Annotated in this window: 25 protein-coding genes; 17 read left to right on the top strand and 8 right to left on the bottom strand. The window is 62.0% G+C overall.

Annotated features, from left to right (window positions below):
* The first annotated feature begins 151 nt into the window (after positions 1–151).
* Positions 152–1,051 (top strand): LysR family transcriptional regulator, encoded by a 900-nt coding sequence (locus HGK27_RS28230; RefSeq protein ID WP_206244120.1) that lies wholly within the window; start codon positions 152–154, stop codon positions 1,049–1,051.
* Between the two features lie 78 nt (positions 1,052–1,129).
* Positions 1,130–1,837, top strand: a complete 708-nt coding sequence (locus HGK27_RS28225) for a hypothetical protein (protein WP_206244119.1) — start codon at positions 1,130–1,132, stop codon at positions 1,835–1,837.
* 35 nt (positions 1,838–1,872) lie between these two features.
* Here the strand turns inward: HGK27_RS28225 and HGK27_RS28220 are convergent, their stop codons facing one another.
* The 5 genes from HGK27_RS28220 to HGK27_RS28200 form a co-directional block, all read right to left on the bottom strand.
* Positions 1,873–2,799, bottom strand: a complete 927-nt coding sequence (locus HGK27_RS28220; protein ID WP_206244118.1) for an NAD(P)-dependent oxidoreductase — start codon at positions 2,797–2,799, stop codon at positions 1,873–1,875.
* Positions 2,756–3,211 (bottom strand): NUDIX hydrolase, encoded by a 456-nt coding sequence (locus HGK27_RS28215; protein ID WP_407674669.1) that lies wholly within the window; start codon positions 3,209–3,211, stop codon positions 2,756–2,758. Before HGK27_RS28215 ends, HGK27_RS28220 begins: the two co-directional genes overlap by 44 nt.
* A 20-nt stretch (positions 3,212–3,231) precedes the next feature.
* A complete protein-coding gene (maiA, locus tag HGK27_RS28210; RefSeq protein WP_206244116.1) occupies positions 3,232–3,891 on the bottom strand; it encodes a maleylacetoacetate isomerase in 660 nt (219 codons plus the stop codon).
* A 109-nt stretch (positions 3,892–4,000) separates the two neighbouring features.
* Complete coding sequence (locus HGK27_RS28205; RefSeq protein WP_206244115.1) at positions 4,001–4,609, bottom strand: glutathione binding-like protein; 609 nt, start codon at positions 4,607–4,609, stop codon at positions 4,001–4,003.
* A 124-nt stretch (positions 4,610–4,733) separates the two neighbouring features.
* Positions 4,734–5,225 (bottom strand): winged helix-turn-helix transcriptional regulator, encoded by a 492-nt coding sequence (locus HGK27_RS28200; protein ID WP_322099060.1) that lies wholly within the window; start codon positions 5,223–5,225, stop codon positions 4,734–4,736.
* Between the two features lie 122 nt (positions 5,226–5,347).
* Between HGK27_RS28200 and HGK27_RS28195 the strand changes: the two genes are divergently transcribed.
* From HGK27_RS28195 to HGK27_RS28140, 12 genes are all read left to right on the top strand, one after another.
* Positions 5,348–6,430, top strand: coding sequence for an NmrA family NAD(P)-binding protein (locus HGK27_RS28195; protein WP_206244113.1), 1,083 nt, complete (start codon positions 5,348–5,350; stop codon positions 6,428–6,430).
* A gap of 345 nt (positions 6,431–6,775) precedes the next feature.
* Positions 6,776–7,585, top strand: coding sequence for an AraC family transcriptional regulator (locus tag HGK27_RS28190; RefSeq protein WP_206244112.1), 810 nt, complete (start codon positions 6,776–6,778; stop codon positions 7,583–7,585).
* A gap of 137 nt (positions 7,586–7,722) precedes the next feature.
* On the top strand, positions 7,723–8,109 hold the full coding sequence (locus HGK27_RS28185; protein ID WP_206244111.1) for a hypothetical protein: 387 nt from the start codon (positions 7,723–7,725) through the stop codon (positions 8,107–8,109).
* Positions 8,110–8,112: 3 nt separating this feature from the next.
* On the top strand, positions 8,113–9,603 hold the full coding sequence (locus tag HGK27_RS28180; protein ID WP_206244110.1) for an efflux transporter outer membrane subunit: 1,491 nt from the start codon (positions 8,113–8,115) through the stop codon (positions 9,601–9,603).
* Positions 9,600–11,138: an MFS transporter gene (locus tag HGK27_RS28175; RefSeq protein ID WP_206244109.1), complete on the top strand. Its 1,539-nt coding sequence runs from the start codon at positions 9,600–9,602 to the stop codon at positions 11,136–11,138. The genes HGK27_RS28180 and HGK27_RS28175 overlap by 4 nt, the downstream gene beginning before the upstream one ends.
* A gap of 10 nt (positions 11,139–11,148) precedes the next feature.
* Positions 11,149–12,183, top strand: coding sequence for an HlyD family secretion protein (locus HGK27_RS28170; protein WP_206244108.1), 1,035 nt, complete (start codon positions 11,149–11,151; stop codon positions 12,181–12,183).
* 423 nt (positions 12,184–12,606) lie between these two features.
* A complete protein-coding gene (dapF, locus tag HGK27_RS28165; protein ID WP_206245599.1) occupies positions 12,607–13,392 on the top strand; it encodes a diaminopimelate epimerase in 786 nt (261 codons plus the stop codon).
* On the top strand, positions 13,389–14,102 hold the full coding sequence (locus tag HGK27_RS28160; RefSeq protein ID WP_206244107.1) for a class I SAM-dependent methyltransferase: 714 nt from the start codon (positions 13,389–13,391) through the stop codon (positions 14,100–14,102). The genes dapF and HGK27_RS28160 overlap by 4 nt, the downstream gene beginning before the upstream one ends.
* Before the next feature lie 117 nt (positions 14,103–14,219).
* The gene (locus tag HGK27_RS28155) at positions 14,220–15,209 is read left to right on the top strand and encodes a PhzF family phenazine biosynthesis protein (protein ID WP_206244106.1); all 990 of its coding nucleotides are present in this window, start codon (positions 14,220–14,222) and stop codon (positions 15,207–15,209) included.
* A gap of 23 nt (positions 15,210–15,232) precedes the next feature.
* On the top strand, positions 15,233–15,697 hold the full coding sequence (locus tag HGK27_RS28150) for a YbaK/EbsC family protein (RefSeq protein ID WP_206244105.1): 465 nt from the start codon (positions 15,233–15,235) through the stop codon (positions 15,695–15,697).
* Between the two features lie 30 nt (positions 15,698–15,727).
* Positions 15,728–15,868, top strand: a complete 141-nt coding sequence (locus HGK27_RS28145; RefSeq protein WP_206244104.1) for a thioredoxin domain-containing protein — start codon at positions 15,728–15,730, stop codon at positions 15,866–15,868.
* Positions 15,869–15,871: 3 nt separating this feature from the next.
* On the top strand, positions 15,872–16,384 hold the full coding sequence (locus HGK27_RS28140) for a glutathione S-transferase (RefSeq protein WP_206244103.1): 513 nt from the start codon (positions 15,872–15,874) through the stop codon (positions 16,382–16,384).
* Between the two features lie 325 nt (positions 16,385–16,709).
* Here HGK27_RS28140 and HGK27_RS28135 read toward each other — a convergent pair whose 3' ends face one another.
* A complete protein-coding gene (locus HGK27_RS28135) occupies positions 16,710–17,618 on the bottom strand; it encodes a LysR family transcriptional regulator (protein WP_206244102.1) in 909 nt (302 codons plus the stop codon).
* Positions 17,619–17,674: 56 nt separating this feature from the next.
* Here HGK27_RS28135 and HGK27_RS28130 point away from each other — a divergent pair, with 56 nt between their 5' ends.
* Complete coding sequence (locus tag HGK27_RS28130; RefSeq protein WP_241127559.1) at positions 17,675–19,168, top strand: MFS transporter; 1,494 nt, start codon at positions 17,675–17,677, stop codon at positions 19,166–19,168.
* Positions 19,169–19,582: 414 nt separating this feature from the next.
* Here the strand turns inward: HGK27_RS28130 and HGK27_RS28125 are convergent, their stop codons facing one another.
* On the bottom strand, positions 19,583–20,416 hold the full coding sequence (locus tag HGK27_RS28125; RefSeq protein ID WP_206244101.1) for an EamA family transporter: 834 nt from the start codon (positions 20,414–20,416) through the stop codon (positions 19,583–19,585).
* A gap of 75 nt (positions 20,417–20,491) precedes the next feature.
* Positions 20,492–21,994, bottom strand: a complete 1,503-nt coding sequence (locus HGK27_RS28120) for an MFS transporter (protein ID WP_206244100.1) — start codon at positions 21,992–21,994, stop codon at positions 20,492–20,494.
* 875 nt (positions 21,995–22,869) lie between these two features.
* Here HGK27_RS28120 and HGK27_RS28115 point away from each other — a divergent pair.
* Positions 22,870–23,196 (top strand): hypothetical protein, encoded by a 327-nt coding sequence (locus tag HGK27_RS28115; protein WP_206244099.1) that lies wholly within the window; start codon positions 22,870–22,872, stop codon positions 23,194–23,196.
* A 628-nt stretch (positions 23,197–23,824) separates the two neighbouring features.
* Positions 23,825–25,711: a potassium transporter Kup gene (locus tag HGK27_RS28110; RefSeq protein WP_206244098.1), complete on the top strand. Its 1,887-nt coding sequence runs from the start codon at positions 23,825–23,827 to the stop codon at positions 25,709–25,711.
* Positions 25,712–25,828: the final 117 nt, after the last annotated feature.

Genomic DNA, 25,828 nt, shown 5'->3' with positions numbered 1-25,828 from the left:
TGAGCCGAGCATAACCCTTTGATGATCTGGAGGGATTTGGCATTTGGAAAGTGGCATTTGTGCTGCCGCAAAGGCTAATCACGCCTTTTACCTTGCCCTCGCGCAAGCCAAGGGCCAACCAGCAGCCGAGCTTGCCCACAGGAACACCATCATGGACTGGAACGATTTTCGCCTGATCCTGACGATCGGGCGGCATGGCTCCCTAAAGGGCGCGGCCAAGGCGCTGGGGCACGATCACTCGACGATCTTTCGCTGGCTCAATGCGCTGGAGGGGCGTTATCAGGTCCAGCTTTTCGATCGCAAGGCCGGTGCCTACCAGCCCACCGAAGCGGGCCAACGCATGATCCTTGCGGCAGAGCGCATGGAGCATGAGGCCCTGTCGGTTGACCGCGACATCTCGGGTCTGGATACCCGATTAACCGGTCATCTGCGCATCACCTGCTCGGAAAGTCTTGCCTATCGGCTGCTCAATGATCTGCTGGCCGGTTTTCGCGCCCAATATGACGGTATTACGCTCGAACTTCTGGTCGACAATCGACAGCTCGACCTGCTGCGCCGGGAAGCGGATATCGCGATCCGCGCAACGAGACCGACAGAAGGCGATCTGTTCGGGCGCAAGATCGCGGAAACCGCTTGGGCGATCTATGCCACGCCCGCCTATCTGACCGGGCGCCCGCCCATCGAAACCGCTCCCTATGCCGGGCACAGCTTCATTGGCTGGCACATGGAAGCAGCAGCGGCCGCAGCCCAATGGCTGACCGATACAGTTGCCGATGACCAGATCATTTATCGCTCAAGCAGTTTGATCAACCAGATGATGGCGGTGAAGGCGGGCATCGGCATGGCGCTGTTGCCCTGTTATCTGGGCGATCAGGAGGCTGATCTGATGCGCGTATCAGGCACTGAAGCGGCGCTCACCCGGGAACTCTGGCTCATCACGCATAAGGATTTGCGCAACACCGCGCGGGTGCGCGCCTTTTTCGATATGGTGGGACAAGGTCTGATCGACAGGCGCAGCCTGCTTGTCGGTGCCAGCAAGGCCCAAGCCTGAACGGTTTTACGTGGCGCACATCAGCCGTGCTTCGCAATCCATCATAAACGCCCTCCCTTTGCTGAAGGACCCGATCTTATGACCATCCTCAAGGGCATGCTGCTATCGGCACTGGCCGTCACGCTCGCGTCGGCCCAGTCGACCGTCGCTGTCGCGCAGCCCGTCGCGCCGGTCAGCCCGGACAATTTCACGACCGATCCGCTGTTCCAGCAGTATGTCAACGACGAGTTTCAGCTGAGCCGCGCGCTTGCGACCGCCATGGCCAAGATGATCGACGACAGTCACTTTACGCCCGAGATCAAGGCCCTTGCCCCTGCCCTGCCCGGCTGCATGGATGTCATGCGCAAGTCCATGTTGGCCATGGTTGATGACCAGTCGATCAACCCGCTGATGAGCAAGCTGCGCAGCCTCAGCCTTGAAGAGCGCCAGAACTTCACCACATTCAGCCAGTTTCTGCACACGCCCGATGGCGCCCGCCTGATCGCCCTCAACCATCAGGCTATGGCCGTGTCGGACCAGCTCGACGCCGATGGCTTGCCGCAACTCACCAGCGAGCACGACAGCAAGCTGGAGGAGATGAGAACCTTGCTGCAAAGCCAGCCCAAGGCCAGCCAATTGCCCCAGACCTTTGTTGGTCTTGCTCTCTATATGCAAGCCATCACAGAGCGATCTCTCAATAACGGCGAAATCGACGAAGCTCGGAAGAAAGTCTTCGCCACACCACCCTGCATCGCCTTAAGGCAACAGGCCGACGCCTATGAAAAGGCACATCCCAAGAAGCAGTAACAACGCACGAAAAGGCCTGTCAGGGCCGACAAGGCTCAAGCCTGGCCGGCTTGCGCCTTGCGTTCAAGCGCACGCAGCACCGCGATCATGTCTTCATCCCCCAAGCCAAGCCTCTCGGTCTCGCCATAAAGCTCAAGGCATGCATCCAGCAGGGGCGATGCACTCGCCACCTCTCGCGCGGCATCGAAGACCAGCGCACTGTTTTTCAGCACATCGCTGATCGAGGCCTGACGCGAAAAATCCCCGCTCACCAGCTTGCCGATCTTGCCGCGCGCCACATCGCTGGCCATCGGCCCGGCCTCGATGATGGCGGCCAGTTCCTTCAGATCCAGTCCGGCGCGCTGCGCGAAATGCGCCGACTCGACAAGCCCCGTCACCATGGTGATGAGAAACAGATTGACTGCCAGTTTCATGCGCAGCGCGCCGGGAACCGGACCGCAAGCGAAGGACTGGCGGATCATCGGCGCAAGCATGGGGCGGATGGCCTCGATCGCCTCCGGCTTCCCCGCCAGCATCGCCACGAGTTGCCCGGCTTTGGCAGGCTCACGCGATCCGGAGACAGGCGCCTCCACATAATGGCCCCCCGCCGCCTCGATCTCCAGACCGAGGTGCTGCGAGGAAGAAGGCTCCAGCGTGCTCATCGAGACAATGGTCCGCCCCGCCACATTCGCGCGAAACGCCGGGCTGTTGCGGCCAAGCACGGCGTCACTCGCCGCGATGTCGGACAGCATCAGGATGATCGTGCGGCATCGCGCCAGAACATCAGCCGCGCTCTCGGCCACCAGAGCGCCTGCTGCCGCCAAGGTCTGGCAAGGTTCGGGCGATCGGTTCCAGACCAGCAGAGGAACCCCGCTTCGCAGAAGGTTCAATGCCATGGGTTGCCCCATCGTGCCAAGGCCGATGAAGCCAAGCTCCGGTTCAGTCTGCACCAAGGGCAAGCCTCCATCCCTGCCGTGCCACATCGGCCACACCGAAGCTCATCGCCAGTTCCTCGCTCTCCAGCACGTCAAGCCCGTGCCAGGCCGCCTCAATCGCATCATCGCCCGCCACCGGAGTACCCGACACCCATCGGCACAGCACGGCGATCAGGACGTAATGCGCGCGGGTCTCGCCCATCGGATCCTGATCCATGGCATCGACTGCGGTAAAGACGGGGCCCGCCTCCGCCACCACGCCGGTTTCCTCGAAAAGCTCGCGCACAGCGGCCTGCTCGATGGTTTCACCAAACTCGATCTTGCCGCCCGGAAATCCCCAGAGCCCGGCGTCAGGCGGATTGGCACGGCGCACCAACAACACGGACCGATCCTTGATCACGACCGCGATGGTGGCCGGGATCGGGTGACGGATGGCGGGGTTGGGGTTCGACATCGGCATTGTCCCTTGCGGCTTAGGGTCTAATTATGCATGCGAACAGCACGATAGCCAGCCTGTTCAAAGGGATGGGCCTGAGCAAAAGCCGGGAGCGAGAAGCAGACCGCACCCAAAGCTGCCACCCTCGGGAAGGCCGTCCTATTCATACCATAGACATCCGCCAGAGCAATCTGGCCAGCGATGGCAATATCGGCGATCGTGGGCTCCGCCCCCAGAGCAAAAGGGACCGCAGGGCGCAGGGTCAGGAACCGCTCATAGGCGGCGAGGCCCTCGCCCGTCCAATGTCGGCACCACGCCTCGATGGCTGCGGGATCTGCACCGAAGCTCTCTGCCAGATGGCTGCGCACGCGCGGCACGGTCAAAGGATGAACGTCTGCCGCCAGAATCATCGCCAGAGAACGGGCATAGGCTCGCTCCCGCGAATCTTCGGGGAGCAAGCGGGGTTGCGGCGCGATGTCCTCAAGATATTCGATGATGGCCAATGACTGGGACAGCGCATGGCCATCATGCACCAGCGTGGGGACCATATGCGCGGCATTCACCTGAGCATAGGCAGGATCGAACTGGTCGCCTGACAAAAGATCGACATCGATCTCCTCGAAAGCGAGGCCTTTGAGAGCCAGCGCGACGCGAACACGAAATGCCGCATTCGAACGCCAGAAACCGTAGAGTTGAAATGTCATGAGAAATCCTCGGCTTGCTGAAGGCAATCTAGCGCGCCAATCGCGATCAGTGCCATGACCGTCTGGCAAGCGTGGTTTGCGAAACTGCAAAGATCTTGGCAGTCTCGCCTTATCCGTGACGCGCCAGGGCAGCCACCACGGCTGGTCTGGCGGCGATACGCTCCAGATAGGCCGCCAGCGCAGGCCAGGGCTCCAGATCGATACCCTTGCCCGGCGCCCAGCGCGCTATGGCAAAGCAATAGGCATCGGCTGCGTGGAAGGTATCGCCGAGCAGATACTCATGCTCGCGAAGATGCGCATCGAGATAATCGAACCGCTGCGCAATGCGGGATCGGGCCACAGCAGCGGCCTGCTCACCATATTCCGGATGGAAGAGCCAGGGGCTGAAGCTCTTGTGCAACTCCGTTGCGATGAAGGTCAGCCATTCGAGGCCGCGATAACGGTCGGTCATCAGACGCGCTCGATCAACCTCTGATGCATGACTGCGGTCGGCCAGATAAGTCAGGATGGCCACACCTTCGGTCAGGGCATGGCCTTGCTCGGGCAACAGCACCGGAACATAGCCCTTGGGATGGATGGTGCTGAAATCAGTACCATCCTGCAGGCGATGAGGCGCGGTTCTGATATCCACCTTCTCAAGATCGAGATGCAGTTTCCCTTCTTCCGCAACGATAAGGACCGCAAGCGAACAGGCACCGGGCGCATAATAGAGTTTCATGAGCATCCTCCATCCAGAGTGCCTCCCATCATAACAAGGCAGCCTGCAGAGGACATTTTCCATTCGGCAAAATCATTTTGGCATCATGCAACTCCGCAGAGCAGCTTTGCCTTGGCGGCCTGTTTCAAGGGCTTTTCCGGCTGGCTCTTTCATCCGCGCCACGCTCGATCCTCCAATGCATGATCTCATCGCCGCCCGGGCCGGCTTCAATCCTCATATCGGGCGCATGGCCGGGCTGCTGGGCGCCCGTAACTGTCAGCGTGAGCCTCACATCCTGACCCGAACTTGCATCGATAAAGCGCAGCGGCGCCTCCTGCCCGCTGGCGCGCCGCCATGTGTCGCCGACCTGCACCATGGCCATCACGACCAAAGACAGATCACGCCCCTTGGCGGTGGACACGTATTCGAAGCGGTCCGGGCGCGTTTGATACTGCCGACGCTCGATCAGCCCTGAAAGCTCCAGCTCCTTCAGCCGCGCCGACAGCGTGGCATTCGTCGCACCCGATGAGCGTTGCAGATCGTCGTAGCGCGTCAGGCCAAGCAACAGGTCGCGCATGATGATCGCACCCCAGCGATCCACCATGGCCCCCATCACCTCGGCCATCGAACAGGCCATTCCCTCAAATCCCTTGGAACGCATCGCCAAAAAAGCCTTTCACGCATTAACTCTCATAATAAGAGTTGATACACTCTCATTATGAGAGTTAACTGCACATCTCGCAAGCGATTGGAGTCGGCATGCAAAACATCTCTCGAATTTTCGTGATTGGCGCGACCGGTGCGCAAGGCTTGCCAGTGGTGCGTGGCCTGGTGGAAGACGGCCGCTATTCCGTGCTGGCGCTGACGCGGGATTCCACATCCCCGCGCGCCAAGGCACTGGCGGCCATGGGTGATGTCTCATTCCTGGAAGGATCGTTCGCCGACGAAGCGGTGCTGCGCGAAGGCTTTCGCGCTTGCCAGGGTGCCTACATCAACATCGACGGCTTCAATGCTGGCGAGAAAACCGAAACTTACTGGGCAATCCGCTGCTATGAACTTGCCCTTGAGGAGGGCGTGGCGTTCTTCGTCTATGGCAACCTTGACTATACGCTCAAGAAATCTGGCTACCGCTCGATGTTTCGCACCGGGCATTATGACGGCAAAGGCCGGGTGGGCGACTGGATTCTGAGCCAGAACCAAACCAATGGCGACCGGATGGGCGCCGCCCTGTTCACCACCGGCCCCTATATCGAAATGGCATTTTCAGGCGGAACGCCGATGACGCCCCGGATCGAGGATGGGGTCCTGACATGGCGTGTTCCGCTCGGTGACGGCGCGGTGGTGCATGTCGCGCTTGACGACTGCGCCTATTACGCACGCTGGCTCTTCGACAACCGAGACCGCGCCAATGGCATGGATCTTGAAGTCGGGATCGATGACATCAGCTATGCCGATCTGGCCGAGGCGTTCGAACGCGTGACGGGCCACCCTGCCCGTTTTGTCGACATCGATCTCGAAACCTATTTTTCCCGCATTCCTACCATCGCCCACCAGCCGGCCGGATACAACGCCGATCCTGCCGACAAGAGCACGATGAGTTTCCAGGACAATTTCACAGGCTTCTGGAACCAGTGGAAACACAGGATCATCACCCGTGATTACGCTTTGCTTGACGGAATCCACCCACAAAGGATCAGAAGCGCTGAAGACTGGATCATGCGCGAAGAACAAAAAGCCAGGGAAACCGGCTCGGAAACGCTATGGGAGCGGGTACAGCCTGAAACATTGCCCCGGCGGCCGATCCTGAAGCTAAGCGAAGACGGACGACAAGGCATCATCTGACGAAACTCCGCGCGGCGTGGGCCTCAATGCCGATCACAATGAGGCCCACGCCGCGCGGATAGTTCTTACTGGAATTCAACCATACTTCTAAAGTCACAGGTCGCGGTTGCAATTTTCGATCATGAGCTTATCTCTCGCAATGATTGTCAGCCCAATCCGGCCGGGGATCGATTCCGATCCTCACACTTCAATTTTTCGGCTATTCAGGACGAACCTCTCGTCATCGCCAGACTACATGGAAACGATATCACTTTGATAGGACATCACCTTCTGACGACGTGAAGTCGGCGTTCAAAATAAATATTTATGCCACGAGAAACGAAGAAAATACACTGGAATCATTTCATGCAAAGGAACGCCGATCCCGAGGATGCCTTTGAAGATTATAACCTCCTGCGGCCGATTTCCTCCATGATCGTGAACGAAGGATGGCAAAAAGATCGTCATGCCCATCGCCGTGCACAGTTGTTGCTCTCTGTCCGAGGGCTTATCACCAGTGAGGTCGAGAGCGGGCTCTGGCTCGTGCCCTCACACAACGCCTTGTGGATTCCCCCGGGGATCAGCCATAGCGTGCGCTGCACAGGCGATGTCGAAATCTATCTCGTCTTCATGGATGAAGCCATCATCTCGGCGCTACCAGATGAGTGCTGCACGCTGGCGATCTCACCGCTGCTGCGAGAACTAATTCGCGCCGTGTCGGAACTACCCCCCCTTTATGACGAGACAGGCCCCCCTGCCCCGCTCATTCAGACCATGCTGAACGAACTGGCCACCGCGCCGGTTGAGCAATTGCACCTGCCTGTTCCTGCCGATCCGCGTCTGCGCAAAGTCACAGACGGGTGGGCTGCGGATCCGGCAGACCGTGCGAAACTGGGCGTCTGGGCATCGCGTATCGGCATGAGCGAGCGTAGCCTGTCCCGCCTCGTTCTGGAACAGACCGGCATGTCCTTTGTGCGCTGGCGCCAACAATTTCAGATCATGCTGGCGCTGGAGCGGCTTGCGCGCGGCGTGAGCGTTCAGACCATCGCATTCGACCTTGGTTATGAAACCCCGAGCGCCTTCATCGCGATGTTTCGAAAGATCCTGGGCGCTTCCCCGAACCGCTATCTTGCCCGCGCCGAGAAACGTCCGACGCGCACCACGCCGCCTTCCTGATTTTGGCGAGATCGAACGATAATATGGCTGATTGACGCGATCCGGCCGGGGATTATCGCGCTAAATGCTTGTGCACCGCACATTCATTGGATTGCATCCTTATGCGCTTGAAAGCTGCTCCTTTTCCAATCGTCCGGATGGACTATGATCAAGTCAGCCCGGGCGGATTGGAGGAAAGCCTTGCCCTCTTCGAAGGCTTTCTGGCCCGATGCGAAGTCTTCGTCCTGATCGGTCGCGGCGCTCACCGGCTGGAGCAGGATCACAAGGAACGCAAGACCCTCGCACTCTGGATGAAGAGGCATCGTCAAGCTCTGCAGCGCTATGTGCTGGCGCTGATCTATGTCGCACCCGAAGCCGGCGACCGCCTCGCCGCCGAGATTGGCGCTGCCTCCTATGAGAAATTCTGGGGCTATCCGATGCTGGTGACAGCGAGTGACGCCGAAGCTCTGGCCATGGCTGGATGTCTGCTTGCCGGAGAGCCGATCGACACCAACCCGCAAGCGCTCCCACCGGCGGATCGCTGATCCATGCGCGCCCTCCGCATTCTGGTGCCGAGCTTGGTCCTCGCGGTCTGCGGCTGCACACTCGGCCCCGATCACTCCCCGCTCCCGGCGCTGACACCGCCCGAGGCGACCAGATCCGCAGCGCGCACCATGCTGGGGCAGGAGGGCACGATCGGCGCCGTATGGTGGCAAAGCTTCCATGATCCGGTGCTCGACCAGCTCGAAATACAGGCGCTCGGCGGCAATCTCGATCTGGCCGAGGCAAGTGCCCGCATAGGCAGCGCCCGTGCGCAGGATCGTATCGCCGGCGCTGTCGGACACCCCCGTATCGCTGGCGGAGGCTCCTATCAGCGCGAAAGAGCCAGCCCCAACGGCATCCTTGCACTGACCGGCGCGGGGAGCCCCTCCGCTTCCGCTGCAGGCGGTGGTGATCCTTTCGGCACCTCGACCTTGCCGACCAGTTCGAAATCGGATGACTATGATCTGTTCCAGGCCGGCTTCGACGCCAGTTGGGAACTGGACCTGTGGGGCAAGGCCCGCCGCATTCGCGAGGCGAGCCGCGCCGAAGCACAGGAAGCCGTGCTTCAGCGCGATGCCGCCCGCATCTCGCTGAGCGCCGAAGTGGCCCGGACCTATATGCGGCTGCGCGGCGCCGAGGCGCGCCTGACGATCTTGCATGACAACCGCAAGGCCGTCGCCGCCGGAGAGCATATCGCACAGCGCCGCCTTTCGAGCGGGGCCGCCACACGGTTCGATGCGGCGACTGCAGGCACCCAGCTTGCCGCAATCGATGCCCAGTTGCCTCTCGCCGAACGCGAGGCGGCGCAGGCCCGTAATGCACTGGCATTGCTCGCGGGACTCGAACCGCATGCGCTCGACGCCATGCTGGCTGTGCCAACCACGGTCAGCGTGCAAACCACCACGCTGCCCGCCGCCCTGCCCTCCGACCTTGCCCGGCACCGCCCGGACATTCAGGCCGCCGAAGCCGCGCTCCATGCCGCCACAGCACGGATTGGCGCGGCAAAGGCCGATTTCTATCCTTCGATCACGCTGAGCGGCAGCTTTGGCCTGCAGTCGGTCACGGCGACGGACTTCCCACTGTGGAACGCACGCCAGTTCGTGGCCGGACCGGTGCTGTCCTTGCCGATTTTTCAGGGGGGCCGCCTCAAAGGGCGGCTCGAACTGGCGCAGTCAGAGCAGAAAATTGCCGCCTTGCGCTATCGTGAAACGGTGCTGCGCGCTTGGCACGAGATCGACGATGCGCTGGAGATACTCCGCACAGCCGATGCCAGATTGACCGCAACCACTGAAGGCGTGGCGCAAAGCCGCGCTGCCGCCCATGTCTCCGAACGCCGCTATGGCGCGGGCGCGACGGGCTATATTGATGTTCTTGTCGCCGAAAGGGCGCGGCTCGACCGGGAAGCGGAATGGATTGACGCCCGCACCGAACGCGCCATTGCGATCACGGCGCTTTACAAGGCTCTGGGTGGCGGCTGGACGCCTCCATCGGCATGACGGCGGCGGCATCTGTCGCCGGCGCGGCACCCGCTGCCGATGCCAGGCAAGCCGTTGCCGTGGCGCCAGTCTGGAACCTCCGTCTGGCGACAGGCCTTGCCGGCATTCTGATTGCCGCGATGATGTCGGGCCTCAACGACCGGGTGACCGGTGTGACCTTGACCGATGTCGCGGGAGCAAGAGGTCTCGCAGGCGACGATGCCCATTTGCTCGGCACCATCTACGCCGCCACCCAGCTTGGTGCCATGCCGATCGCATCATGGTTTGCCGCCACCTTTTCGCTGCGCCGCTTTCTGCTGGCGATCACGCTGGTCTTTCTGACCTCTGCCCTGCTGCTGCCGCTGGCCCCGAACTTCGGCTGGTTGCTGGCGCTGCGCGCCGTTCAGGGGGTGGCGGGCGGGGCAATGGTCCCGCTGCTGATGGGAGCAGCACTGCGCTTTCTTCCACCCGCGATCAAGCTGCAGGGGTTGGGCTTCTACTCGCTGACCGCCACCTTCTCGCCCAATCTGGCCCTGTGGTTCGCCGCAAGCTGGATGGATGGCTGGAACGACTGGCGACTGACCTATTGGCAGGTGATCCCGGTCGGGCTGATCGTGCTGGCCATGGTGGGCTGGGGCCTGCCGCAGGACCCGGTGAAGCCCGAAAGGCTGCGCGAGATCGATGGGCTCGGTCTGGCGAGCGGCCCGCTCGGCCTGATGCTTCTGGCATTCGTGGCCGAAGAGGGCGAAAGGCTCGACTGGTTCCATTCGCCGCTGATCCTCGGCGCCGCTCTGGCCAGTGCCGCGCTGATCGGCATCTTTGTCATCAGCGAATGGCATCACCCCCAGCCCTTCATGAAGCTGCAGATGCTGTCGCGCCGCAATTTCTGGCTAGGCCTGCCACTTTTTGTCGGCATCCTCATGGTGGTGGTTGCCAGCGCACTGCTGCCCGCCGCCCATCTGGCCGAAGTCCAGCATTTCCGCCCGCTGCAGATCGCACCCATCGGCCTGATCATCAGCCTGCCGCAAATCCTGCTGGCGCCGCTCGTGTCCGCCCTGCTGTATCATCGCTGGGTCGATGCGCGCCATGTGATTGCCATGGGTCTGGCGCTGATCGCCACATCATGCTGGCTGGGCGCGCAGGTCACCGATGGCTGGATGGTTCGTGAGTTCTGGCTGGCCCAGGCCTGCCAGATGATCGGCCAACCGCTGGCCATCGTGCCCTTTCTTTATGTCTCGGTCAGCACACTGATTTCACCGACTGAGGGCGCGCTTTATGCCGGGCTGATCAACACGCTCAAGACGCTGGCCAGCGTGATCGGCGCGGCACTTGTCGAGCGCCTGCTGGTCACCGGCACGGCGGCCCATCTCAGCATTCTCGCCGACCGCGCCGGGCGGCTGGCACAGCACGAGAACCCAACCCTGCTCGAAACCCAGGCCATCACCGGTGCCATTGCCGATGCCTATGGGCTCGCAGCCTGCCTTGCCGCCCTGCTGATCATTCCCACCCTTGCGCTCAAGCATGTTCCACCGCCGCCCCCGGCGAAGAAAGCTTAGGACAACGATCATGCCCATGCCCCTTCCCGCCAAGATCGCCGTCGGCGCTCTCGCCGCCGTCGCCCTGATGGGCGCCACCTGGTCGGCTGCCCATGACGAGGGCAGCGCAACTGCCCAGACCACCGATGACGCCTATGTGCTGGCCGATTCAAGCACGGTGGCCCCGCGCATCTCGGGCCAGATCGCCCGCGTGCTGGTGACCGACAATCAGACGGTCCGCCAAGGAGACCTGCTGGCCACGCTTGACGACCGCGATTACAAGGTCGCTCTGGCCTCAGCGCAAGCCGAACTACATGCCGCGCAGGCCAGAGCCGAGAGCCTGCAGCGGCAACTGGTCCGTCAGGATGATGTGATCGAACAGGCCCGTGCCGCCACCCAGGCCGATGCCGCGGCCGTCATGCTCTCGCAAGCCAATGCCGGGCGCTATCGGGACCTTGCCCGCGACGGATCGGCCAGCCGTCAGGAACAGCAGGAGGCTGACAGCCGCCTGGCCTCCGATCAGGCCGCCAGCCGGCGTGATCAGGCAGGCCATGGCGCCGCCCGCGCCCAGACGCCGGTGCTGCGCGCGCAATGGGAAGAAGCGCAAGCCACTGTCGCCCGAGCGCAGGCCGCCGTCGACGCGGCAGCCCTCAACCTCTCCTATACGCAGATCCATGCGCCGGTGGATGGGGTCGTTGGCCAGCGCACACTGCGGGTGGGCAATTATGTCCAGTCCGGCACGCCCCTGCTGGCCGTGGTGCCTGTGCGGCTGGCCTATGTCGAGGCGCGCTTTCGCGAAACGCAGTTAGCACGCATGCATCCGGGCCAGCGCGTGACCTTCCGCCTCGATGCCGCACCCGATGTGACGTTTACCGGGCATGTCGAAAGCATTGCCCCGGCCTCAGGCGCTTCTTTTGCCGTGATCGCGCCCGAGAATGCCACCGGCAATTTCACCAAGATCACCCAGCGCCTTCCCGTGCGCATCGCGATCGACCCGGCGCAACCCGGGCTTGATCGCCTGCGGGTCGGCATGTCGGTCGTGCCGACCGTGTTGACAGACAGTTGAAGGACCTTTCGCCTGTCTGCATGCATAGAACTGCCTTTCGGGAAAGGAGCCAGACCCTTGCCAAGATCATCACCCTCCATTCTGCGCCGCTGGTCTTCACGCATCAGGACCGCGGATCGCGAAGCCTATGTCCACTATATCGCGCAGACCGGCATTCGGGATTACGCGGCAACGCCCGGCAATCTGGGCTGTGAAATGCTGGCGCGCGATCTGGGCGACGGATCGACCGAGGTCACGACCCTGAGCTGGTGGCCCTCCATGGACGCGATCCGCGCCTTTGCCGGAGCAGAGGTGGCCAAAGCGCGCTATTATCCCGAGGATGAGCATTTCCTGCTCGAACGCCCTGATGAGGTTGAGCATCATCACATCGTCGCGCGGGCGGCTGGCGGTGATGGCGGCGATCGCCCGATCGCCTTTGAGAAGATGCATGCCAATGGCGATGATTTCGTGCTGATCGACCTGCGCGGCGGCGACATGGTGATCGGTCCGGAGCTTGTCCGCCTGATGGGCGATCGCCAGCGCGGGATCGGTTTCAACCAGCTCGCCACGCTTGCCGATTGCGCCGATGCAACGGCAAGTCTGACCTTCTGGAACGCGGATGGCTCACCGCTGGACGCCTGCGGCAGTGCGACGCGCGGTGCCGCGCTGAAGCTGATGGAGGAAATCGGCTCCGATACTGTGAGCGTGAGGACCGCGCGCGGACTGCTGCTCTGTTCGCGGAACGGAGATGGCCTGATTGCCGTCGATATGGGCAAGCCCTCGCTCGACTGGGCCGATGTGCCGCTAGCCAGCGCCATGGACACGCTGATCCTGCCGCTCGATGGCGCGCCCGCTGCCTGCAGCATGGGCAATCCGCATTGCACTTTCTTCGTCGAGGACGCCGAGGCGGTCGCTCTCGATACCTTCGGCCCGGCCATCGAGAACCACCCGTTGTTCCCGCAGGGGGTGAATGTGCATGTGGTACAGGTCATCGATCCTGCCCATATCCGTCTGCGGATCTGGGAGCGCGGCGCGGGCCTATCCCCCGGTTCGGGGTCCTGCGCCTGCGCGGCGGTCGTCAATGGCATTCGGCGCGGCTTGCTCGGCCCCCGCGTTGCGGTGCAATGCGATGGCGGCATGCTCCATGTCGCATGGCGTGGCGAAGGCGTGCTGCTGACCGGCCCGGTGGAGCGCAGCCATAGCGGCGTCTGCGCCGGGAGCCGGTCATGACTCAGCCATCAACCCCCGCGCAGAAATTCGACCCGCTTCGGGCCGGAGAATACCAGACACAGAGCAGGATCGCCCTTGCCGGATACGATGCCTGCCATGATCTGGCGGCCTGCATGATAGCGGCCTCGCTTGGCAATCCCGCGCAAGCGCATATGCTCATTGTGGGCGCAGGCGGGGGCGGTCAGGAAATCGTCGCGGCAAACCGGCTGGGGCCGGATTGGCACTTCACCGCCGTGGACCCGTCTCCGCCAATGATGGACCTTGCCGTGGAGCAATTGACTCAGGCGGGACTGGCGGCGCGAACCCATTTCCATCTCGGCTATGTCGATGACCTGCCGGAGGGGCAGCAGTTTGACGCCGCAACGCTGATCGGTGTTCTTCACCACCAGCCGGGAGACGAGGCCAAACAGCGCTTGCTGGCCTCGATTGCCGATCGCCTGGCGCCCGGCGCACCGCTGATCGTGGCGGGAAATCGCCTGGCCTATGCCGAGCATCCGCTGTTGCTTTCTGCCTGGGGCGAACGCTGGCGGATGCATGGTGCCACCGCCGAAGAGGTGCACGCCAAGCTGGGCAAGATTTTGGAAGGCGCCGACCCTCCCGCTTCGGAAGAGACAGTGGCCCAATTGCTCAGCGAGGCGGGCTTCGGCCAACCAACGTGGTTCTTCTCCAGCCTTTTCTGGGGAGCGTGCCTTGCCAGACGTCAGGGGTAGATCGGATAGGCGAGAGAACAGCACCATCATGTCATGCACCGATGGGGGCGAATGCCCCATGTTATGGCAACCGCGCTGGCGCCAGCTTCCACCTCACAAAACAGAGGGACGATACATATGCTGGCACAAAGGCGGGGCATTCTGGCTGCATCAGGCGCGGTCATTGGCGCCATGGCTGTAGGAACCGGCGCAAGCCCGGCCCCTGTCACAGGGCGGCCCTATGAGGTCTATGATGTGTTCACCGACAGGCCGCTCAGTGGCAATCCAGTAGCGGTGTTCACCGCTCCCGAGGGGCTGTCGCCGGATATGATGATGGCGATGACGCGTGAGATCAACTATTCGGAATGCACCTTTATATTCCCGGCGACCCTGCCCGGATGTGATATCCAGATCCGCTTTTTCGCGATGAACAGCGGTGCGGAAATCCCCATTGCGGGCCACCCCACCATCGGGACAGTGTTCTCTCTGGCAGAGCGCGGGCTGATCCCTGCCGGGCGTCCCTCGATCACGCTGCAACTGGGGGTCGGCCCCACCCGCGTCGATCTGGAGTGGCAAGGCGGGCGCCTGCGCTTTGCCTGGATGCAGCAGCAGAAACCCGGGCTGGATGCTTCCATCAGCGATCGGGCTGCGGCTGCCGCGGCCATGGGACTGACGATGGATGATCTGGCCGATGCGCCAATCCAGCAAGTGTCCTGCGGGGCGCCCTTTCTGATGGTCCCGGTCAAAACCCGCGCCGCAGTGGATAGAGCCCAGCTCGATCGCGCCGCGATGGGTCGGCTGATCGACGCGGCAGGGCTGATCCGACGCGGCGTGATGATCTTCTCGCAGGAGCCGGGCGGCGATGACGCCACGGTCTACAGCCGCATGCTGGGCTTCGGCGTGACCGAGGATGCCGCAACTGGCAATGCCAGCGGTCCGCTGGCAGCCTATCTCGTCACCCATGGGCTGGTGTCGCCCGGGCAGGCCGGGCACATGGTCAGCCGTCAGGGTGTGCATATGCAGCGGCCCAGCCGCGTGCATATGGCAACGCGAAGGAATGGCGACAACCTGTCGGTCATGATCGGCGGCAGCGCGGTCAAATCCGCCGAAGGGCGGATGTTGGTCTGAGCTTGTACAAAGAGAGGCAGAGTATGGACATGATCGCAAGGGTACGCGAAGCGCTGCTGGCTGCCGGTCACCCGGACAGCATCGCACAGTTCCCCGCCGGCACGCATAGCGCCGCCGACGCTGCAGCGGCGGTGGGCTGCTCGGTTGCGCAGATCGCCAAATCCATCGTCTTTCGCGCCGATGAGGCCATCGTGCTGGTGGTCGCCTCGGGCGCAAACCGGATTGACCGGGGCAAGGTGGGGGCAATGCTCGGCCTCAAGGTGAAGAACGCCGATCCCGTCTGGGTGGAGGAGAGAACCGGTTTTGCCGTGGGCGGCGTCTCCCCCATCGGCCATCCATGCCCTGTCACCGTGGTGATCGACCGCGATCTGTTGCAGCACGATATGGTCTGGGCAGCGGCCGGATCGCCCACGCATACGTTCAGCACCACGGCGCCTCAACTGATCGCGCTGACATCAGGACTGGTGGCGGATGTCCGGCAGGACTGAAACGCTTACGCTTAACTCAAGGATCATTGCATGAGCTTTCATCTGATCATCGGCAACCGCAACTACTCCTCATGGTCAATGCGCGCCTCGCTGCTGCTGCGGCTGACCGGGGCGCCCTTCACGGAAACCGTCGTGCCGATCTACGAAACCGGCGCGCGCGAAAAGGTCTAGGCGATGGGCGGCGAGACCGGGCTTGTGCCGGTGCTGATCGCGCAGACCGGGCCGGTGTGGGATACGCTGGCGATCACCGAAACATTGTATGAGGACTATCCGTGGCTGTGGCCCGCCGATGCGGCCGACCGCGCCCGCGCGCGCAGCTATGCCGGAGAAATCCACTCCGGCCTGAACGCGCTGCGCGAGGCGATGCCGGTCAACACGCGGGGGCGTGACCGGCAGGCCATCGTCACGCCCGACGTACAGGTGGAGATCGATCGGGTGATGGCGATCTGGTCTCAGGCGGGGCAGCGCGGCACGCCATGGCTGCTGGGCGAGTTTTGCGCGGTGGACATCTTCTTCGCTCCCGTCGCCACGCGTTTCCGGACCTATGGGATCACCCCCAAAGAGGCTGCCCGCCCCTATTGCGAGGCGCTGCTTGCGCATCCATGGGTGGAGGCATGGTGCCAGTTGGGCGCGGAGGAAAAAGGCGTCATCCCGCTCTCCGAAAAGCCTCATCAGGCGGCTGAATAAAAGTAGGAATCATGTGTGCATCCGGGCGAACACGACCCGACCCGGATGCACACGGCCCGTTTCATCATGACAGGAGGGTCATTCACCGAAACCGGGCGCAAGCGAGACTCTATCGGAAAATGCAATCGATATCTATGGCAGATGCATGGGCCTCACCCGATGCAATGTCCATATTCAGGACATTGCGGCTCCATCGCGTTGGCCAACCGGCACTTCAGCCAAAAAACCGTGGGCACTATCATGGATGAGATTGATCGCATCATGATCGGAGCCAATGACGTCTCACAAACTGACAGCCAGAGCTCGGGGCCTGCCGACTGCGATCTCAGGAACGAGCCATTGAAGACTTGTCGTGTGGGGAGGCCAGATGCTCGGCCAGGGCCCGGACCGCAGGGGCCATCCCGCCCTGGTCGAGCGTACAGATCGAAAACCGGCGGGTGGCCCAGTCATCGGCAAGGCGGACCGCTGCAATCTTCATAAAACCGCGGCAATTGCGTGCCGTCGTGGCCGGTACGATGCCGAAACCAACGCCCTCGGCTGCCATGCGGCAGATGCCCTCGAAGGTTCGTGTCCTGATGCGGGTCTTGAGGCGTGCTCCGGCGATAAGGGCTCGCCCGTCGAGATTGTCCTGCAAGGCGCCTTCAGCCAGACCGATAAAATCCTCATGGACGATATCGGCAAACAGAACCGTCTTCCGAGCCGCCAGCGGATGGCCGGAAGGGAGCACAACCACCAGCTGATCGATTGCAAAAGGCCGCAACAGCAGACCTTCCGTGCTGACCGTATCGGAAATGATGCCGATCTGCGTCAACCCAGCCGTGAGTGCCCTGACGATCTGTGCGCTTTGCCGCTCTTGCAGATCGATATCGGTGTGAGGGTTGGCCGCCATCCAGGGCGCGAGCCGACCCGGCAGGAATTCGGTGATCGCCGCGGTGGGCGCCATCAGGCGGATGATGGTCCTCAGCCCCTTGGCATGCTGATCGAGTTCACCGCGCATCTGGACCATCTGGCGCTGAACCAGTGCCGCATGATGCGCCAGCGTCTCACCGGCATGGGTGGGCGCAACACCGCGCCTGCCCCGCTCCAGAAGCGTGACCCCACTCGCGGCTTCCATCGCGCGTAGCCGTTCGCTGGCAGCGGGCAAGGACAGGCCAATGGCCGTCGCGCCATGGGTGATGCTGCCCGCCTCCACCACGGCCAGGAACAGTCGCAGATCGGTGAAATCAAACCGCATGCCTAACCTTATACCCATGCCCTGCCTTCGGTCCAGCCGAAGTCTGGATACGGAACATGCGCATTGTGGCCGATCACATGGCTGATAGGCAAGCGACCGAACATGAAGGAGAAGCCGGAGATATGTCCGGAAAATCAACGGCCCTGACGCTGCAACGGAACAGTCTTGTGCTTCCTTTCATCGTGGCGGCGACCTATTTCATGGAAAGCCTGGACACGACGATCATCGCCACGGCGCTGCCGCAAATGGCACGATCATTCCGGGCCGGTCCCAACGACGTCAGCCTGGGCATGACGGCCTATATGCTCACGCTGGCCACCCTCATCCCGATCAGCGGATGGATCGCGGATCGATATGGTACGCGAAAGGTGTTCGGCAGCGCCGTCGCGCTGTTTACGCTTGCCTCCATTCTCTGCGGATTGGCCGACAGTGTGGCAGGCTTTACGGCGGCGCGTGTGCTGCAAGGGCTGGGCGGCGCCATGATGGTGCCGGTGGGGCGCATGATCGTGGCCCGCAACACGGATCAAAGCCATATGCTGCGGGCAATCTCCACCATCACCTGGCCCGCAATCATCGCGCCGCTTGTCGGGCCCACCGTGGGGGGCTTTATCACGACCTATGCATCCTGGCACTGGGTGTTTTTTCTCAATGTACCCTTTGCCGTGGCGGCTTTTGCAGCCATCGCCGTCTTCGTGCCCGATCACGTCGGTACGCGGATCAGGAAGCTCGACCTGCAAGGTTTCGTCTTGAGCAGCAGCGCCCTTATCTTGCTGCTGTACGGGATGGAACTGGCAAGCCGCCAGGATGCAAGCCTCGAACTGGCCGGCGCGATCATCGGTGCGGGCCTTATCATCGGCCTGCTTGCCATCACCCATCTCCATAGGGCCGACCAGCCTATCCTCGATCTGGCGGTGTTTCGGGTGCGGACCTATGCCATCTCCGTCCTGTGGGGCGGTTTTGCCAGAGCCGGGATCGAGGCCGTCCCTTATCTGTCTCCCTTGCTGTTTCAGATCGGCTTTGGCCTCTCGGCCTTTCATTCAGGCTTGCTGCTTGTGGTGAGCGCGGCTGGCAATCTGGGCATGAAGGCCCTTGTCACCCCCATCGTGAGGCGGTTTGGCTTTCGCCGGGTCGCGATCGCCAATGGCACGTTCCTCTCTTTCACCATTCTGGCATTTGCCGGGCTGGAGCCCTTCACACCCAAACCCGTGCTGTGTCTCGTGCTTTTTGCTTACGGCGTGTCTCGGTCACTGCAGCTTTCGACACTGATCACATTGAGCTACGCAGACATCCCCGAGGATCTGAAAAGTGCCGCCAGCACAGTGTGGAGCACAATGCAGCAGATGACGACCGGTTTGGGCATAGCCTTTGGCGCTGTCTGCCTGCGTCTGGGAAGGTTCATGCCAGCAGGCGGGGCTTTAACCGGTGGCCATCATAACGAAATCGTCGCCTTTCAAATGGCTTTTGTCGCCACCGCCATTCTCACGCTTATGCCCACTATCGCCTATTGGCGACTTCCGCATGATGCAGGGGTTAGCTTCGTTATGCGATGAGATGACCATTATCTCAACGTCATGGAGGCTGCCGCGCGTGCCAGCCAGTCGCCTGCTGATAGACGTGATCCAATCGACGGCGTGACGACAGTAGCATTTGTCTGCAGACGCAATGCGCATCGATTTGGTCATCCGGGATCGGCAAGGATAGTGTCGCCAACGCCGCGCCACTGACGGACAGCGGCACATAACACGATGCCGAAGCCAGCCGCGACGAGCCATAAAGGGTGATGGGGCAGAAAGCCCCACACCTCCTCCTTGATCGCGATGCGATCCTCGACAGCGACCAGGTGATAGCTTGCATCAACAGCTCTGCACCAAATTTCGATGATGCGTTAGTCCCCGGCTGGGCGTAAAAACCGGATGCTGATCATGTCCGGAGAGGACCATTGCCAGGCAGCGGCAATGGTCATCTTAAGAAACTCGAAGGATGATCGCTCCAACCGCGATCGTCAGTGCTGCGACAAGCCGGGCACGGTCGATGCGCTCCTTCAGGGCGAAGGCCGCTATCAGCGTGCCGAATATAATCGCGGTTTCGCGCAAAGCGGCGACCACGGCCACTGACGTTGCCGTCATGGCCCATAGCGCCAGACCGTATGAGGCAATCGTGCCCGCTCCACCAATGACAGCGAGACGCCAGTTTCGGCCCACATAAGATCCGAACTCCCCGCTCCGGCGAGCCAAAGTCCAGGCCACGAGCGGCGCACCGGTCAGGAGGAATATCCAGAGTGTGTAGCTTGCTGCGCTACCCGACCGGCGAACCCCAACCCCATCGACCAGAGTGTAGCTTGCGATGACGCAGGCATTGAGGAGAGCAAGCCTCGTTCCAGCCGCCGGAGCCAGCCCCCGGTTGCTTGTCATGGCAAGGACTCCGGCACAGATCACGATCACCCCGCACCATGCCCACACCGTCAGGCGATCGCCGAGGAGCATCGTGCTTGCAAGAGCCACCAGAAGGGGCGCCGCACCACGCATGAGCGGATAAGTTCGACTCATATCGGCGATCTTGTAAGTCCGCCCGACCAGAACATAGTAACAGACAGAAAGGATGGCCGAAGCCGCGATAAGCGGCCAGCTTGGCCGATGCGGGGGCGGCAGAAAGGGGAGCGTCGCTGCGGCGATGAGGGCCGCCGCACCGGTGACAGTGACCGCCATCATGGAGCTGTCCTCGCCCCCCTTCACAATCGCATTCCACGCTGCATGAAGGGCTGCTGCCAGCAATATGATCAGGAAAACACTCAGGTTCATGGGCTATCCAGACGTCGGCGAGACAATGGCGGAAGAGATAGCAGGATCCCGCTGGCGGGTTCGGGCGACCGGATTTTATTGAGTCTGATCGACCGTTCGCTTTGAGGTTTCACAACGAAAGGCGATGAAGCTCGACATCGCGAAGAAGAGCGCGGCGAGCCCTGCATAAACGGTCAATGTCTCGAAGCCTCGTTTGAGAGCAAGATGGCGATCAAGCTGCTGCGCGACCGTGATCTTGTCATTGCCGAGGCCGTCGGTGAGCAAGCGCTCCGCCGTCGCGCTGGCATGGGCGGCGTCAAGACCTCCCCCACCATGCGCAAGAGACGAGCGCACCCCGATCAACAGGACGAGCCCCATCAAAGCAATGTTGAGCGACAGCGCGACGTATCTGATGGTCGTCTCGATCCCGGAGGCCATGCCCGCCCGGTCGGCTTCCACCGCATAGGTAGCCGCGTTGGAGGAAGGTGTATTGGCAAGGCCCAGACCCATTCCTGTGAGGATGCAGCCCGGAAGCAAGGATATCCAGCCGGGCGCGGCCAGCGCCAACCCCAGGGTGATCGCCCAACATCCCAGAGCGATCAGCATAAGGCCGCAAGGTATGACGTTACGCGGCGAATAGCGCAGCGCAAGCTGCTCCCCTAGTGGCGGCAGCAGTAAGGCCGGTAAAGTGTAGGCCAGTAAGATCAAGCCGGTCGTTGCCCGATCATAGCCGATCCCGTTCTCGAAATAGAGGGGGAGGTAGATCAGCAACGGCCAGAAGCTGAAATTGACGCCTGCCGAACCCATGATGGCACCCGTGAAATTCGGGATGCGGAACACGGAGAAATCGACCATCGGATGCGCACTGAGCCACTCCACCGTAACGAAGATCGTGGCACTGACCAGAGCGGCGGCAGCCATTGACAGCATCACAGAACTACCGAACCCGTATTGCGGCCCCTCGATGATAAAGAAGGTTAAGCCCAGCACGCTGAACGATAAGGAGAGCATGCCAGCAAGGTCCAATTGGTGGGCACCGGCGGCTCGCGATTCGCGTATTGTCGCGAATACCAGCGCGATCGTCAGGATGGTCAACGGGCCGTGGATGAGAAAGACCCAGCGCCATCCGATGAGGGAAGCGATCAGGCCACCGAAGAGCGGGCCGATGCCCAGCCCCATCCCGAACACGATGCCCCAGATTGCGAAGGCGCGGCCTCGCTCGGCGCCGTCGCGGTAGGCGTTGGAGAGAATCGCGATTAGACAGATCAGCATCGCCCCGCCGCCAGCCCCCTGCAAGACACGGTAGACTATCAGCATGGACATGGTTCGAGCCGTGCCACACCCCAGCGATGCGGCACCAAAGAGGATCATCGACGCGGTAAATACCCGGCGCCGCCCCAGTCGGTCGGCCAGCGTTCCGGCGACCATCAGGATACTCGTGCAGGCGATGGTGTAGGCATTCATGACCCACTGGGCGCTATCGAAATCGGCTCTCAAATCGTGACCAATCGACGGCAGGATCACCGGAACGCTGGAGACCTCAAGCCCGGTCATCAAGGCAGCCAGGCAAGTGGCCATCAAAGCGATTAAGTTTTTCATGTTGTCTCTGGCCACATTCGAGCAATGAACCGTTCAAGCAGGCGGATACGCTAAGGTTTATTAGACGATTCCAGCAGCAACGGGATGCCCATAGAGTTTTCGGCGACGCAAAGGCGATTTTCTGGCATGCAAACCCTGTCGATCGCTGGTCAGATTGCGACATGCGGGGCGTCTTTTTAAAAAGATGCGCTCGGCCTGTTGGTTGAGGGGGGATGCTGGCCGTATTTCAAGAACAGAAATATCGTGAGGAAGCTGCGGCCAGCCCATGGCTGTCGATATTGACGACGTGGACTGTATTGCTAGATTCCTCGTGACGCTGGCCAGATTTACAAGAACGTTCTGCGGTACAGTCCGCAGGATACTGCCCTTGTTCGGAGTGTCACCACCGGTCGTGACGAACCGGCTCTGCGCGACGAACGTCAGATCATCCGATCACTCAACAGCAGCAAGCAGGCTGGGAATAAAAAGCTGTGGCGCTTCATGGAGTTTCGGTCGCTCCCATTCGAAAATCTAAGACAGTTAGCCCGCTCGGCGCATCTGGAGTATCCGGCGCAAACAATAGCCTACTAGCACTTCCAATCCCGGGCCAGTTCCCCCTTTGGTTGCCGTGCTAAGTAAAGCACTTATCTCAGTTAAACTCAAAATTGGCTGCCATCGGCTGCGTAGCTTCTGAGCACGTAGCACCTTATATCGCACCAGGCTCAGCCTCCCTCGCGCTGGCTCGGTGAAGCACTCAACAAAGCAGGAGGCACATATCGAGGCTGCGGGATTTTGTTGAATATTTGCTTTCAACCCGCCTCATTCTCCGTTCAATCGGCAAGGCGCATTCACACTCTACCGGCGGGGGGACCGACCGGTATCTGGAGTGCGACATCATGAAGACCAAGCTCATCCTTGCCGTTGCAACCGTCGCTTCGCTGTTTGCCGGGGCCGCAAGCGCGGATGCCGCCACCTGGCGTCAACACCATCCCCGTCAGGCCGAAGTGCTGGGCCGCGAGCATCACCAACTGGCGCGCATCAATACCGAGCGGCGCAACGGTGAGATCACCGGGCAGCAGGCCCGGGCCATGCGCGCCTCCGATCGCGCCATCGCGGCGCAGGATCATGCCGATGCCCATGCCAATGGGGGCTACATCACCCGGGGAGAGAAGCATCAGTTGAACCGTGAGGAAAACGCCCAGTCGGCAGCGATCGGCCACTGATCCCACGTCCCTCACCCCAAATCCGCCGCACGGGCGGGCGCTCTGCCGGAGCGCCCGCCTTTTGTGTCTTGGCCGGAAGCCTATCGCAAAGCTGCAGCCCTCAAACCGACGATCTCAACTTGCGCATCGTAGAGATAATCGGAGCGGTTACGGCATGTACCTTGCCGTCGGAACGCAACTCGATAACGACCGAGATACCATCGCACGAATGCGTCGAAGCGATGAGGTTAAGCCGCAGCCTCTCGGCAGGCACGGTCACGAACATACTGATGATCCCGCTACCGGTCAGCGGATGGCCACAAGCCAGCGACAGCGCATCGAAGCGGATGCACGCCCGCTCTTACAACGCGACGGCGGTGCTCACGCCTCATATCGTCGCCCCAGCCACTTGCATGCATTTGACCGCTTGGGGCAGTGCTTGCCCGGCAAAGGCAAGGGGGGCTGTCAGGAAGAAGGTGTCACCCTTCCCATTTCCGGTATATAAATTCCATAAAATCGGCCTTCGCCAAATCAACCTAATAAATTTCATGATTTTTTGCAGGAAGGCGTCAAATTTCGAGCCAAATCTCCGGCAAGATCGTTGCCTCAAAAGGCATCACAAACCGTCCAGCGCGCCCGAGGAACCCGCATGAACCAGCCGACTGCAAACCCCGGCCATCATACTCCGCAGGGCCGCCTGCTGCCCATGGTGATCGGCGCCACCGGCGTGGTGTTCGGCGATATCGGCACCAGCCCGCTCTATACGATGAAGACGGTGCTGCAGCTCGGCGGCGGCAGGGTGGATGCGGTGTCGGTGCTGGGGGTACTCTCGCTGCTGTTCTGGACGCTGGTGATCGTCACCACCGTCAAATATGTCACCATCGCCATGCGGATCGACAATGATGGCGAGGGCGGCATTCTCGCGCTCATGGCGCTGCTGGGCACCAAAACGCACAAGCGCCCGGCCATCGTGGCGCTCGGCCTGTTCGGCGCGGCGCTGATCTATGGCGACGGGGCGATCACCCCGGCGATTTCCGTGCTTTCGGCGCTGGAGGGGCTGAAATCCGCCACGCCCGCCATCGCGCCCCACATCCTGTTGCTGGCCGTCGGCATCCTGCTGGTGCTGTTTCTGCTCCAACCGCTGGGCACGGCGCGGATCGGCCATGCCTTCGGGCCGGTGATGCTGCTCTGGTTCGCCACCATCGCGGTGCTGGGGCTGGCCAGCCTGATCCATCATCCCGGCGTGCTGGCCGCGATCAATCCGGTGCATGGGCTGCGCTATCTGCTTGGCCATGGCTGGCAGGGCTTCATGCTGCTGGGCGGCGTGTTCCTCTGCGTTACCGGGGCCGAGGCGCTCTATGCCGATATGAGCCATTTCGGAGCCGGGCCGATCCGCATCGCCTGGAGCTGGCTGATCTTCCCCAGCCTGATCCTCAACTATGCCGGCCAAGCCGCGCTGCTGCTCGACGGGCACCCGGTGGGCGAGAACATCTTCTACGCCCTGTGCCCCCCGCCCCTGCTGCTGCCGCTGATCGTGCTGGCCACACTGGCTACCATCATCGCCAGCCAGTCGATCATCACCGGCGCCTTTTCCATGACACGGCAGGCAATCCAGCTCGGCTGGCTGCCGCGTGTCACCATCCGCCAGACCTCGGCAGAGGGCTATGGGCAGATCTATGTCGGCTCGGTGAACTGGCTGCTGGCGCTGGCGACCATCGGCATCACCCTCTATTTCCGCCATTCGGACAATCTGGCCGCCGCCTATGGCATCGCCGTCTCGATGACGATGCTGATGACCACCGCCCTGCTCTATCTGGCGATGTGCGAGATCTGGGGCTGGTCGAAGCTGCGCGCGGGCGCCGTCGCGGGCCTGCTGCTGCTGGTCGATGGCAGCTTCTTCGCGGCCAATTCGGTCAAGCTTCTGGAAGGCGGCTATGTGCCGCTGCTGCTGGCCGGGCTGGTCTATCTGGTGATGTGGCTCTGGCATGGCGGGATCGGCGCCATGCGCGAAGCGGTGAACCACAGTGCGGCGCCGATGGCGGAGCTGGACACCATGCTGAAGCGGCCCGGCGTCGCCCGCGTGCCCGGCACGGCGGTGTTCCTCACGCATACGTCGCAGGACATTCCGCCCATCCTGCTCTGGCACGTCCGCCAGAACCGGGTGCTGCGCGAGCATGTCATCATCCTGCGGGTCGAGATCGCGCAGGTGCCATGGGTCAGCCGGGAGGACAGCATGACCATCGAGCGCCTTGCCCCCTCCATGTGGCGCGTCACCGCGCTCTATGGCTTTATGGAAAGCCCCGATGCGCCTGACACCATCGCCCGCTGCCCGGACGAGATCAGGCCCGCCGACCCGGGCGATGTCACCTATTACATCGAGCATGGCTCCCCCGTCCCGCGGGAGGATCGGCCACGGCTGGCGTCATGGCGACGGCGCCCCTTCACCTTCATGGCCCGCAACAGCGACCGGATCAGCCGCCATCTGAACCTGCCGCCGGAACAGACCATCGAGATCGAACGCGCTGTGGCGATCTGAACGCCTCTTTCGGGGCGCTGAATATGGCTTGCTGCCCGGCCTATGGATCATCCCTGCCGTCACGCCGTTCCACATCTGCCACGCAGCTGTCTCCAGGGTAAATGGTCGCTTCCGCAT

Source organism: Novosphingobium terrae (assembly GCF_017163935.1).
Lineage (GTDB): Bacteria > Pseudomonadota > Alphaproteobacteria > Sphingomonadales > Sphingomonadaceae > Novosphingobium > Novosphingobium terrae.
The sequence above is the reverse complement of the archived record's forward strand: the minus strand, read 5'-3'. Positions and strand labels throughout refer to the sequence as shown.

Bases quoted from the DNA above. Each gene is read 5' to 3' on its own strand.
- HGK27_RS28230 (WP_206244120.1), top strand. From the start codon at position 152: ATGGACTGGAACGATTTTCGCCTGATCCTGACGATCGGGCGGCATGGC.
- HGK27_RS28225 (WP_206244119.1), top strand. From the start codon at position 1,130: ATGACCATCCTCAAGGGCATGCTGCTATCGGCACTGGCCGTCACGCTC.
- HGK27_RS28220 (WP_206244118.1), bottom strand. From the start codon at position 2,799: ATGTGGCACGGCAGGGATGGAGGCTTGCCCTTGGTGCAGACTGAACCG.
- HGK27_RS28215 (WP_407674669.1), bottom strand. From the start codon at position 3,211: ATGCCGATGTCGAACCCCAACCCCGCCATCCGTCACCCGATCCCGGCC.
- maiA (WP_206244116.1), bottom strand. From the start codon at position 3,891: ATGACATTTCAACTCTACGGTTTCTGGCGTTCGAATGCGGCATTTCGT.
- HGK27_RS28205 (WP_206244115.1), bottom strand. From the start codon at position 4,609: ATGAAACTCTATTATGCGCCCGGTGCCTGTTCGCTTGCGGTCCTTATC.
- HGK27_RS28200 (WP_322099060.1), bottom strand. From the start codon at position 5,225: ATGGCCTGTTCGATGGCCGAGGTGATGGGGGCCATGGTGGATCGCTGG.
- HGK27_RS28195 (WP_206244113.1), top strand. From the start codon at position 5,348: ATGCAAAACATCTCTCGAATTTTCGTGATTGGCGCGACCGGTGCGCAA.
- HGK27_RS28190 (WP_206244112.1), top strand. From the start codon at position 6,776: ATGCAAAGGAACGCCGATCCCGAGGATGCCTTTGAAGATTATAACCTC.
- HGK27_RS28185 (WP_206244111.1), top strand. From the start codon at position 7,723: ATGGACTATGATCAAGTCAGCCCGGGCGGATTGGAGGAAAGCCTTGCC.
- HGK27_RS28180 (WP_206244110.1), top strand. From the start codon at position 8,113: ATGCGCGCCCTCCGCATTCTGGTGCCGAGCTTGGTCCTCGCGGTCTGC.
- HGK27_RS28175 (WP_206244109.1), top strand. From the start codon at position 9,600: ATGACGGCGGCGGCATCTGTCGCCGGCGCGGCACCCGCTGCCGATGCC.
- HGK27_RS28170 (WP_206244108.1), top strand. From the start codon at position 11,149: ATGCCCATGCCCCTTCCCGCCAAGATCGCCGTCGGCGCTCTCGCCGCC.
- dapF (WP_206245599.1), top strand. From the start codon at position 12,607: ATGCATGCCAATGGCGATGATTTCGTGCTGATCGACCTGCGCGGCGGC.
- HGK27_RS28160 (WP_206244107.1), top strand. From the start codon at position 13,389: ATGACTCAGCCATCAACCCCCGCGCAGAAATTCGACCCGCTTCGGGCC.
- HGK27_RS28155 (WP_206244106.1), top strand. From the start codon at position 14,220: ATGCTGGCACAAAGGCGGGGCATTCTGGCTGCATCAGGCGCGGTCATT.
- HGK27_RS28150 (WP_206244105.1), top strand. From the start codon at position 15,233: ATGGACATGATCGCAAGGGTACGCGAAGCGCTGCTGGCTGCCGGTCAC.
- HGK27_RS28145 (WP_206244104.1), top strand. From the start codon at position 15,728: ATGAGCTTTCATCTGATCATCGGCAACCGCAACTACTCCTCATGGTCA.
- HGK27_RS28140 (WP_206244103.1), top strand. From the start codon at position 15,872: ATGGGCGGCGAGACCGGGCTTGTGCCGGTGCTGATCGCGCAGACCGGG.
- HGK27_RS28135 (WP_206244102.1), bottom strand. From the start codon at position 17,618: ATGCGGTTTGATTTCACCGATCTGCGACTGTTCCTGGCCGTGGTGGAG.
- HGK27_RS28130 (WP_241127559.1), top strand. From the start codon at position 17,675: ATGCGCATTGTGGCCGATCACATGGCTGATAGGCAAGCGACCGAACAT.
- HGK27_RS28125 (WP_206244101.1), bottom strand. From the start codon at position 20,416: ATGAACCTGAGTGTTTTCCTGATCATATTGCTGGCAGCAGCCCTTCAT.
- HGK27_RS28120 (WP_206244100.1), bottom strand. From the start codon at position 21,994: ATGAAAAACTTAATCGCTTTGATGGCCACTTGCCTGGCTGCCTTGATG.
- HGK27_RS28115 (WP_206244099.1), top strand. From the start codon at position 22,870: ATGAAGACCAAGCTCATCCTTGCCGTTGCAACCGTCGCTTCGCTGTTT.
- HGK27_RS28110 (WP_206244098.1), top strand. From the start codon at position 23,825: ATGAACCAGCCGACTGCAAACCCCGGCCATCATACTCCGCAGGGCCGC.